This is a genomic window from Polaribacter sp. 2405UD43-2 (genome assembly GCF_058147125.1).
In genome coordinates, this window is sequence record NZ_JBYVJX010000003.1 from 211,794 (window position 1) to 222,548 (window position 10,755).

A 10,755-nucleotide genomic window follows, 5' to 3' on the forward strand; every position below is an offset into this window, starting at 1 on the left:
AAAAGAGGCTTTCTAAAAAGTAAGTTTAGATGTTATTTTGAGCGGAGTCGAAAAATCTAAAATATTGATTTTAAATAAAATAAGATTTCTCATTGCAATCGAAATGACAAGTTTTAATACTTTTTAGACAGCTTTTTTTTATATTATTTTTTTAATGATTCTTAGCTTATGTGTATGTTTTTGTAAATCGGCATTAAAAATACCACTATGATCAAGAGTGTCAATTCTTACTTTTCCGTAAGCGTGAATAATATGATAATCGTTTAAGATAATCCCTACGTGAATAATATTGCCTTCATCATCATCAAAAAAAGCTAAATCACCAGCTTCACTTTCTTCTATAAAACTTAAAACTTCTCCTTGTGTTGCTTGCTGATTAGCATCTCTAAATAGTTGATAACCACAAAGTTTATAAACCATTTGCGTAAAACCAGAGCAATCTATTCCAAAAGGAGTTTTTCCTCCCCATAAATATGGAGCGTTTAAGTAAGTATAAGCAATTTTTAAAATTTCACTTTTAGATTTTTTTTCTGAAAAAATATTCCCTTCATAAAAAAAGGAATGCTTATTTATTTGAAGTTTATTGTTGTTAAAGAGTGGTAGATTAACTCCAAAAGGAATTGTAGTTAACTCATTTTTATCATCAGTAATAAAATTTATTATTTCAGCGGAATATTTGGGGGTGTTTTCTGATAGTTTTCTAAAGTAGTCTTCTGTTATTTTTTCGAATTGTTTATTATCAATAAAGCCTTCGTAATCATCAAAAGTCAATTTAATTTTACTCCATTCTTTATCTTCTTCTATAATTTTAAAAGTTTCTCCAAATAGAACTTGATTCACCATTTCTGATGAGTTTTTTGGTTCAGCTCTTAAAGGAACACTACTTAAATTACAAATTCCGTATGCCAAGTTATCAGTTTTGAGTTGTAAGTTTTATATAAAAAGTTACGAAATATTTTCTATAATTATTGCACTAGCACCACCACCACCATTGCAGATTGCAGCAGCTCCAATTTTTGCATTATTTTGTTTAAGAATAGAAGTTAAAGCAATTACAATTCTTGCACCAGAAACTCCCAAAGGATGTCCTAAAGAAACAGCACCACCATTTACATTTACCTTATCATCTGAAATTTCTAAAATCTTCATATTAGCCAAACCAACAATAGAAAAAGCTTCATTCAATTCAAAAAAATCTACATCATTTATAGAAATATTTGCTTTAGCTAAAGCTTTTGGTAAAGCTTTAGCTGGTGCAGTTGTAAACCATTCTGGTTCATGAGCGGCATCTGCATAACTCTTAATTTTTGCTAAAGGAGTTAGATTTAATTCTTTTGCTTTATCAGCAGACATTAAAACCAAAGCTGCACCACCATCGTTAATTGTAGATGCATTTGCTGCAGTAACAGTTCCTTCTTTTGTAAAAGCTGCTCTTAGCGCAGGAATTTTCTCCATTTTTACATTCTTATATTCTTCATCTTCAGCAAAAAGGATGGGTTCTCCACGTCTTTGAGGAATTTCTACAGGAACAATTTCGGCATCATATTTACCTTCGCTCCAAGCTTTTGCAGAACGTTTGTAAGATTGTATCGCAAAATTATCTTGATCTTCTCTAGAAAAATTATATTCTGTAGCGCAAGCATCTGCGCAAACTCCCATAGCAACTTTGTCATAAGCATCCACTAAACCATCTTTTTGCATACCATCTTCCATCGTTATTGGTCCAAATTTTGAGCCTTTTCTTGCGTGTTGATAATGTGGAATAGAACTCATGTTTTCCATACCACCAGCAACTACAACATCAGCATCACCTAAAGCAATTGTTTGAGCAGCAAGCATAATAGATTTCATTCCAGAAGCACAAACTTTATTAATTGTAGTACAAGGAACTGTGTTAGGAATGCCAGCATAAATAGCAGCTTGTCTTGCAGGAGCTTGACCTAAACCTGCAGAAACAACATTGCCCATAAAAACTTCTTGTACCATTTCTGGCGATACGTTAATTTTTTCTAAAGCTCCTTTAATGGCAATAGCCCCTAATTTTGTAGCAGGTACAGAAGATAGACTTCCTAAAAAACTCCCAATTGGAGTTCTTGCAACAGAAACAATTACTACTTCTTTCATAATTTATAATATTTTTTTAATATGATTTGTATTGCTAAAATAACCAAATTTAATCAATTGAAGATTTATTATGGTTGATGAATTTTTGACCTTAACTTTTTTATGGTAAGTTTGTAAAACAAGAAAAAAATATGAGCAATTTAGTGAATAAGTTATATCAGAACAATACAATTATATACAAGGGCATCTTGTTTTTAATTACAACAGTTGCAATTGTTTATTTGTTTCCTAAAGGCGGGCAGTTTAAATACGATTTTAATAATGGGCAACTTTGGAAATATGATAATCTAAATGCTCCTTTTGATTTTGCAATTCAAAAAACAGAAGAAGAAATAAATATCGAAAAAAAGAAAATTGAAGTAAATGCAAAACAGTATTTTATATACAATGCTCAGGTTGTTTCTGATGTAAAATCTAACTTTAAAAGAAGAATAGCTACTTTATCGGTGTCAGATTCTTTAACTATTGATGAAATTAATTCATTAAAAACTATTGGAAACAATGTAATAAATAAGGTTTACGATGTTGGTTTTTTAGAAGTGATTAGCCAAGGTAGAGTAACCAATCAAAATGAAATTGTTGTCATAAAAAAAGGAAATGAGGTAGAAGATGTTTTATATAAAGAACTTTTTTATTCTAAAGAGGTTTTAAGTTTAATAAAAAAAAGTTTAGGAAAAGAACCTTATTCTTATAGCAAAAAAATATTGTTAAATATATTAACCGAAATTATGAAACCCAATGTTTCTTATGATGAAGCATTTACAGAAAAAGTAATTGAAAACGAAATTAAAAACATTTCATACACAAAAGGTAAAATATCTAAAGACGAGCTAATTATATTAAAAGGAGAAATTGTTGAAGGTAAAAAATTAGCCATTTTAAATTCACTAAAAAGTGAGTCAGAATCTAAAGTTTGGACAGACTCTAACTACAATTGGATTATTTTCGGATATACAATTTTAGTCTCTTTAGCTTTGTTGATGTTACTCTTGTTTCTTAAAAAATATAGAGTAGAAATTTTTGATAATAACAACAAAGTAACCTTTATTTTCTTTAATGTTTTTTCAATGATATTTATTCAGACATTGGTTATAAAATACAATTCTGATTACTTATATGTTGTTCCTTTGAGTGTCCTTCCAATCATACTAAAAGCCTTTTTTGATGCACGTTTAGGCTTATTTACTCACGTATTAACAGTATTACTTTTAGGATATATTGTTCCAGATAGTTTCGAGTTTATCTACCTGCATATAATTGCCGGAATTGTAACCATACTAACAGTTTCAGAGCTTTATAAAAGAGCAAATTTGTTTATTTCTGTTGCACAGATTACACTAATTTATATGTTAACATACTTTGCCTTTTCTATTATAAAAGAAGGAAATGCATCGCAAATAAATTGGACATATTTTATGCTTTTTGCAGCAAACGGATTGTTATCATTTTTATCATTAATTCTAATTTATATGTACGAAAAAATATTTGGATTAGTTTCTGATGTTACACTGCTAGAATTATCAAACACAAACACAAAACTACTAAGAGAATTAAATGAAAAAGCCCCAGGAACATTTCAACATTCGATGCAAGTAGCAAATTTAGCAGAAGCTGCAGCAAACGAAATAGGAGCAAATTCTATGTTGGTCAGAACAGGTGCTTTGTATCATGATATTGGTAAAATGATAAATCCACAATACTTTATTGAAAATCAATCAACAGGGGTAAATCCTCACAACGATTTATCACCAAGAGATAGTTCAAAAATTATTATAGATCACGTAATAAAAGGAGTAGAGTTGGCCAAAAAGAACAAGTTGCCAGATAGAATTATCGATTTTATTAGAACGCATCATGGAACAAGCTCTACCTATTATTTTTATAAAAAAGAGCAAGAATTAAATCCTGATGCAGAGGTTGATATTAAAAAATTTACCTATCCAGGACCCATTCCGTTTTCTAAAGAAACAGCTATTTTAATGATGAGTGATGCCTCAGAAGCAGCATCAAAAAGTTTAAAAACTCCCACAGCACAATCTATAAATAATTTAATTGATAAAATTGTTGATAAACAAATGTTAGACAATCAGTTTTTAAATTCAGATATAACTTTTAGAGAAATAGAAGTAATTAAAAAAGTGATCAAAAAAAAATTGATGAATATATATCACTTAAGAGTAGAATATCCAGAATAGAAAAAATAAGTGTAAAAAAGTTAAAAAACATCTTGCGAAATTGTTTTTCTAATCTTACATTTGCACTCGCAATTTTTGTTTCAAGCTTCGGTTTGAAGTCGAAAGGAGAGGTGGCAGAGTGGTAATGCAGCAGATTGCTAATCTGTCGACCTTTTTGGTCGCCAGGGTTCGAGTCCCTGTCTCTCCGCAAAGAAAATTGCATTCGGGGTGTAGCGTAGCCCGGTTATCGCGCCTCGTTTGGGACGAGGAGGTCGCAGGTTCGAATCCTGCCACCCCGACAAAGTTGTCGGTAGCAACATAAAAACTACGGGCTCTTAGCTCAGCTGGATAGAGCACCTCCCTTCTAAGGAGGCGGTCAAAGGTTCGAATCCTTTAGGGCTCACTTAAAGCTTCACAGAAATGTGAGGCTTTTTTGTTTTTTATAGGGTTTGTAAGTGTTTTCAACACTATTGCAAATTTACAAGCTTAATTTTATTGTACCTGAATCTTCAATATATGCATAAAATTAGGCACACCCTTTTTAGGAAAAGGCACACCCCTTAAAACAATTAAAAAATCATGAATTTACATAAAATAAGAATTTTGTTTTTACTCAATAGGGTGAAAATAAATAAAGCTGGAAAATGTCCTATAAAATGTAGAATTACTTATTTAGGGAAAAGAAAAATCTTCTCAACTGGAATATATATTAAGCCAGATAATTGGAATGGTAAAAATAAAACCATAAATAAATTAGAGACAAATTCAGACATTCTAAATACACAATTAAGCCTTATTAATCAAAAAATTAATGAGGCTTTTTTAATGCTTCAAGTTTTACCTAATAGCTTTGATTTAGATGATATTTATAGAAAATATAGGGGGGAAGACATAAAAACAGAAATCTCTATTCTTGGTGCTTATGATTTACATAATGACAAAACTAAAAAACTTATTGGAGTTGATTTCAATGAGCTTTCTTGGAGCAGATATGTAGAAAGTAGAAGGAAGGTTGCAGAATTTATAAAGGTTAAGTACAACAGGTCTGATATGAAGTTAAAGCAGTTAGATTTAAAGTTTATAAAAGACTTAGAGTTTTATTGGAAAACTGAAATAAAACTAAAACAGGCAACTATTTATAGAAGTATGCAGAGGTTCAAAAAAATAATTCAGTTTGCCATAGATGAGAATTATTTACAAACTAATCCATTTAACTTGTATAAGAACAAGAAGTACAAAGGCACTATAGTATATTTAACAGAGTTAGAGTTGAATAATCTAATGGAATATAAATTTTCTCAGAAGAGATTAGAGCAGGTTAGAGACATGTTTGTTTTCTGTTGTTACACGGGTTTAGCTTTCACAGAAATGATAAGTTTGAGAACGCATCACATTAGTGAAGGTTTTGATGGGAACTTATGGATTAATATGGTTAGGCAAAAAACAGAAAGACCTATAGCAATTCCATTATTACCTCAAGCCAAAATAATAATTAGTAAATTCTCCGAAATTGAATCTGATAAAGTGTTACCTACTATTTCAAACCAAAGATTTAACTCCTATATAAAGGAGATTGGTGTGTTGGTTGGCATTCATAAAAAAATGTCTCATCATCTTGCCAGAAGAACTTTTGCAACTACTATTTTATTATATAATGATATCCCAATGGAAATAGTTTCTGAGTTGTTAGGGCATTCTAAAATGAGTGTAACACAAGATAGTTATGCAAAAGTAGTTCAGCATAAAGTGAGTAATCAAATGAATTTATTGAGTAAAAAATTAAAGAAAAAATGATAATTAATAGCTGTGTTGTAATACATTTATAGCACAGTTATATATTATGGAAAAAAAACTTGTAACACCATATGATTATCCAATACAATTTAAAGAACTAAATCATAGTGATTTTGAAGGATATAATTTTATTAATGAAAATAAAACGATTATTACTCCTGATGAAAATGGCTACATATCTGCGGAATTAAACGAAATAATTGACTTAACAGAAAAAGATACAACAGTAATAAATGCAAGTGTTGGGCAAGGAAAAACTACTGCTATAATTGATTTTATAAAATGGTATTATCAAGAAAATGCAAAAGGGAATAAACACAAAGTAATAATAGTTACTCCATTTAAAACTTTAAACAAGGAATATATATCAAAAATTGAGAAAGAAAGTGGTCTTGATGATATTTGTTTTGATTATCAAGAATTGGAAGAAGAGGGAGTATCCAGAAAGTATTACAATGATTTTTACACAAAACCTATTCAGTTAATCTCGATTATGAGTATTATGGGTGATGGTGGAACTAAGGCTTTTAGTCAAAGTGATATTAAAAGGGAATATTATGAATTTTTGATACAAAATTGTGCAATAAATAATGAAAAGGTAATTTTAATTTTTGATGAAATACATGAATCTTTAAAATGCTTTACACCGAAACTATTGCCTAATTTATTCAAATGGAAATTTGTTACCCAGAAGATAATTGTATCAAGCGCAACTTTTAATGAAGCATCTAAAGTGGCAATAAAATATTTAGCTTCTTTAACAGATAAAAATCTAAGAATAATTGAAAGTAAGCGGATACAATATCCAGAAAGATTGAGTGAATTGCATTTATGTTTTTACAACAACTATCAATACAAAAAAGATGATCAATATTTATATGATTTAATCAAAGATGAATCTAAAACAGCTTCAATTGTCAACATACTTTGCTTTTCAAAAACTATATCTAAATCTATCTATGAATCAAATATTAAGGATGTTTTATTAGCACAATTTGGTTCCGTTAACTTATGTATTGGAGGCAGAAATGAATATTTTGACCCTGAAAGTTGTAATATCGGAACTAGATTTAAAACAGGAATTAGTATAGAAAAAAGTAATAGTGCTTATTTTGTTATACTTCCATTAAAATTTGCTTATTCCGATTCTAATAATTCTCAATCTGGTATTTTTACTGATAGAATTAATTCTTTAGTTCAAGCACTTGCTAGACCAAGAAATAACTCAAGAATATATGTTATAGTTCCATCTCCAGACAATATAATATTAACACCTGGAGCAAATAAATCATATATTAATGATTTATCATTAGGCTATTTGAAGTTTGATGAAGAACAAAATCAATCTCAATATTTACCTTTAAATGAGCAGGATAGAATTTTAAAAAATCATTATAATAAAAATAAAAATCCCATATCTGAAGAAATTGAAGATATGAATCATCTTGAAGAAAACATAAAAGCAGAATATCCAAAATTTGAGTCTTTTAAAATTTCAGAAGGCGAAAGATATTTATATTCATATCAAGATAGTTATGGTAAAAATTTGTCAAACTATATTTACTGGGCAGCTTGGAATAATCAGTTTGTAAATTGTAAGTTAGAAAGTATTATAAAAGTTTCTTCTTACTATTTTACCGAAGGAAATATACAGTATGAGTTAGATACTTATTTTGCTAAATCTTTTTACAATGATGAATTCTATACTCTAAACTCAGATAAAACTTGTTATAATCAAATTAGAAATACTTTGTTTTCTAACAATTTATATTACAAGAAGGAAAGTGAAGGAGAATTTAAATTAATAGGTTCTTACAGGAACTATAATTTTGAGCAACAACTTATAACTTATATTCAAAGGAAGAAAATAGATTTCAATTTTGAGTTTAGAAAATTAATCTACCCACCTGAGGGCGATTTTTTTTACAAAGATGATAATAGTAAAATAAAAACAAAAAAGCCTTTAGATTCTAGTATAAAGAAAGATACTTATTTTAGAATATCTATTGCTCATTCTCTAAATATTAATGAAGATATTAAGTTCTTGACAGAGAAAGAAAGGGAAATTATAAGTTCTTACAGCAAAATTTTTAGTTTTAAAAATATTCTACTAAACGAATACTCAATAGATGATGGTAAAGGGAATCGATTATTTAAAATTGATTCTAAATTTTATTTTTCTAATAACCACCTTATTGATCTATTAGCAGTTTTTATTAGCCTTAATGCTAATGATTATGTCTTAAAAGCGTTTAATATGAGAAACATGAAAAGTAATAAAACTATATTTAAACTATTGAGAACATTATTTTTTAAAATTAAACAAACAACCAAAACTATAGATAATGAGAAGAGTAAATATCTTTTGGTTACAGATGTGGTAGTTCTGCCAGAACCAAGTATGTTTGTTAACCTAATCTATGACATTCAAGATTCTTGGCGTAATCAATCTGGAGATGGTTTTATTGAATCTCAAGATGGTTTTGTTGAATATTAATCTATAAGTATTATTTCTAAAAAAGCATAAATATCTCAAATTTACTCGCAAACTATATATGACTCAGCAGTAGAATTTGGATAAAATTAATAAAAACAGCTAAAAAATTAGTTGTTTTTTAACAACTAACACAACCATTATAAAAGGTTAATCTCAATTAGAGGTTAACCCTTTTTCATTTCTAAAATTAAACAATTCACTTAAATATTAACCTTTAAACATTTAAATTATGCAATTAAAAAAAAGTAAAAGACAAAATGTAAAATTAAGACTTGGAATCTCTGGAGCATCAGGATTTGGTAAAACTCATTCAGCTTTATTATTAGCCTTTGGAATGACACAAGATTGGTCTAAAATAGCTGTGATAGATACAGAAAACAGTAGCGCATCATTATACAGTAATCTTGGGAATTTTAATGTCTTAGACCTAAAAGCTCCTTATAGTCCAGATAGATATATTCAAGCTATAGAAGTTTGTGAAAAAGCGAATATTGAAGTTTTAGTAATTGACAGTATAACCCATGAATGGAGTGGAACTGGAGGTTGTTTAGATATTCAAGCTAAATTAGGTGGTAGGTTTCAAGACTGGGCTAAAGTGACACCTCTTCATCAAAAATTTATTGATAAAATTCTTCAATCTTCCTGTCATATAATAACAACTACAAGAAGAAAAGTAGATTACTCTTTAGATTTAGTTGGTAATAGAACCCAAGTTGTTAAACATGGTACTAAAGAAATTACTAGGGATGGTTATGAATATGAGTTGACGGTAAATTTTGAGTTAGTAAATGACCAACATTTAGCCAAAGCTTCAAAAGATAGAACTGGTTTGTTTATGAATAAACCTGAATTTATTATTACATCTAAAACTGGTGAAAGATTATTAAAATGGTGTACTACAGAACCTATAACTGTCAAAGAAATTTTAGATAAGATAAATAGCTCATTATCTATATCAGAATTGACAAAGTTGTATAACGAAAACCCAAGTTTTCAAAAACCTTTAGAGCCACAATTTAGAAGTAAAAAAGAACAATTAGAAAATTTAGTTAAACCTCAAAATTATAGTAGCAATGGAGTTAGTAGAAGTTAATACACAGAACAAGATACCTAGAGTAATTAAATCTCTAAATAATAGTGATGTAGATTTAAACCTACAGGTACAATTAGAAGATAAAGGATATAAACAGAATCCTTTTATAGAGGCTAACACTAAAAATGTTAGCCTTTCTACTTTAAAGAATGATTGTATTATTCCAGTATTTTCAAAAGACAATGAAAAGACTTTAGCGCATCAAGAGTTTATAGAAATAGCACAGAATTGTGTAAATAAAGTCTTTTCCCACCATACTATAGATTTACCAGAGGTTAGGGTTTCACATCAAATTAAAGGCAGAACTTCTGGAGCAATTTATAAGCCAGTTAAAGAACTCTTAGACCATGAAAAAACTCAATATTTTGAGAGAATGGCTTTCATTATTAGAATACCTTCTATTACAGAAAATATTAATGGAAATCAAGTTGCTTTAACAGTTGGAGGTGTAAGAGCCTATAATCAAGAAAATCTTTATAATAGAAAATCCTTTGAGAAATTTAAGTTTTTTATAGGTTTTCAAAATATGGTTTGTTGTAATTTATGTGTTTCTACAGATGGCTATCAAGATGAAATGAGAGTTGGTAATTACCAAGAATTACAGTCTAAAATATTAGAGTTGATTCAAGGTTATAATGCTCAAAATCATTTACAAGAAATGAAAAGTTTATCTGAGCAAAACTTATCTGAAAAACAATTTGCTCAACTTATTGGAAGAACCAAATTATATAATTATTTACCTAAGCAAGAGAAATCTCTAATTCCAGAATTATTATTTAATGATGGACAAATTTCTACAGTTGCTAAAGACTATTATTTAGATGATAGCTTTTGTAGAAACGATAATGGAGATATTAACTTATGGAATGTTTACAATCTTTTTACAGGTGCTAATAAGAGTTCTTATATAGACTCTTTTCTATCAAGAAATGTGAATGCTTTTGATTTTACAAAAGGTTTGTCAAATGCCATCAATGGAGATTCTAACTACCATTGGTTTTTGAGTTGAGTGTTGCCTAACCTCTTTTAGTAGAGGTTAGGTTTTTAAAATCTTAGTTGTTCTCTTATTAAAT

Annotated in this window: 7 protein-coding genes and 3 tRNA genes; 8 read left to right on the forward strand and 2 right to left on the reverse strand. The window is 28.9% G+C overall.

From position 1 onward, the window contains the following. Positions 1–138: 138 nt before the first annotated feature. On the reverse strand, positions 139–909 hold the full coding sequence (locus ACY2RX_RS06185) for a C40 family peptidase (RefSeq protein WP_490103101.1): 771 nt from the start codon (positions 907–909) through the stop codon (positions 139–141). Between the two features lie 36 nt (positions 910–945). Then, on the reverse strand, positions 946–2,124 hold the full coding sequence (locus ACY2RX_RS06190) for an acetyl-CoA C-acyltransferase (RefSeq protein ID WP_490103102.1): 1,179 nt from the start codon (positions 2,122–2,124) through the stop codon (positions 946–948). 131 nt (positions 2,125–2,255) lie between these two features. On the opposite strand from ACY2RX_RS06190, the gene ACY2RX_RS06195 reads away from it, so the two are divergent. From ACY2RX_RS06195 to ACY2RX_RS06230, 8 genes are all read left to right on the forward strand, one after another. After that, positions 2,256–4,319, forward strand: a complete 2,064-nt coding sequence (locus ACY2RX_RS06195) for an HD family phosphohydrolase (protein WP_490103103.1) — start codon at positions 2,256–2,258, stop codon at positions 4,317–4,319. A 104-nt stretch (positions 4,320–4,423) separates the two neighbouring features. Further along, positions 4,424–4,506, forward strand: a tRNA-Ser gene (locus tag ACY2RX_RS06200). Between the two features lie 16 nt (positions 4,507–4,522). After that, a tRNA-Pro gene (locus ACY2RX_RS06205) sits at positions 4,523–4,597 on the forward strand. Between the two features lie 30 nt (positions 4,598–4,627). After that, a tRNA-Arg gene (locus ACY2RX_RS06210) sits at positions 4,628–4,701 on the forward strand. Between the two features lie 176 nt (positions 4,702–4,877). Beyond that, positions 4,878–6,092, forward strand: coding sequence for a site-specific integrase (locus ACY2RX_RS06215; protein ID WP_490103104.1), 1,215 nt, complete (start codon positions 4,878–4,880; stop codon positions 6,090–6,092). A gap of 46 nt (positions 6,093–6,138) precedes the next feature. Beyond that, on the forward strand, positions 6,139–8,589 hold the full coding sequence (locus ACY2RX_RS06220) for a DEAD/DEAH box helicase family protein (RefSeq protein WP_490103105.1): 2,451 nt from the start codon (positions 6,139–6,141) through the stop codon (positions 8,587–8,589). A 229-nt stretch (positions 8,590–8,818) separates the two neighbouring features. Further along, on the forward strand, positions 8,819–9,682 hold the full coding sequence (locus ACY2RX_RS06225; protein ID WP_490103106.1) for an AAA family ATPase: 864 nt from the start codon (positions 8,819–8,821) through the stop codon (positions 9,680–9,682). Further along, entirely contained in the window at positions 9,663–10,691 is a 1,029-nt protein-coding gene (locus tag ACY2RX_RS06230) for a DUF3871 family protein (protein ID WP_490103107.1), read from the forward strand. Before ACY2RX_RS06225 ends, ACY2RX_RS06230 begins: the two co-directional genes overlap by 20 nt. The last annotated feature ends 64 nt before the right edge of the window (positions 10,692–10,755 follow it).

Excerpts from the sequence above, each read along its gene's own strand:
- ACY2RX_RS06225 (WP_490103106.1), top strand. The coding sequence starts at position 8,819 with ATGCAATTAAAAAAAAGTAAAAGACAAAATGTAAAATTAAGACTTGGA.
- ACY2RX_RS06215 (WP_490103104.1), top strand. The coding sequence starts at position 4,878 with ATGAATTTACATAAAATAAGAATTTTGTTTTTACTCAATAGGGTGAAA.
- ACY2RX_RS06195 (WP_490103103.1), top strand. The coding sequence starts at position 2,256 with ATGAGCAATTTAGTGAATAAGTTATATCAGAACAATACAATTATATAC.
- ACY2RX_RS06220 (WP_490103105.1), top strand. The coding sequence starts at position 6,139 with ATGGAAAAAAAACTTGTAACACCATATGATTATCCAATACAATTTAAA.
- ACY2RX_RS06190 (WP_490103102.1), bottom strand. The coding sequence starts at position 2,124 with ATGAAAGAAGTAGTAATTGTTTCTGTTGCAAGAACTCCAATTGGGAGT.
- ACY2RX_RS06230 (WP_490103107.1), top strand. The coding sequence starts at position 9,663 with ATGGAGTTAGTAGAAGTTAATACACAGAACAAGATACCTAGAGTAATT.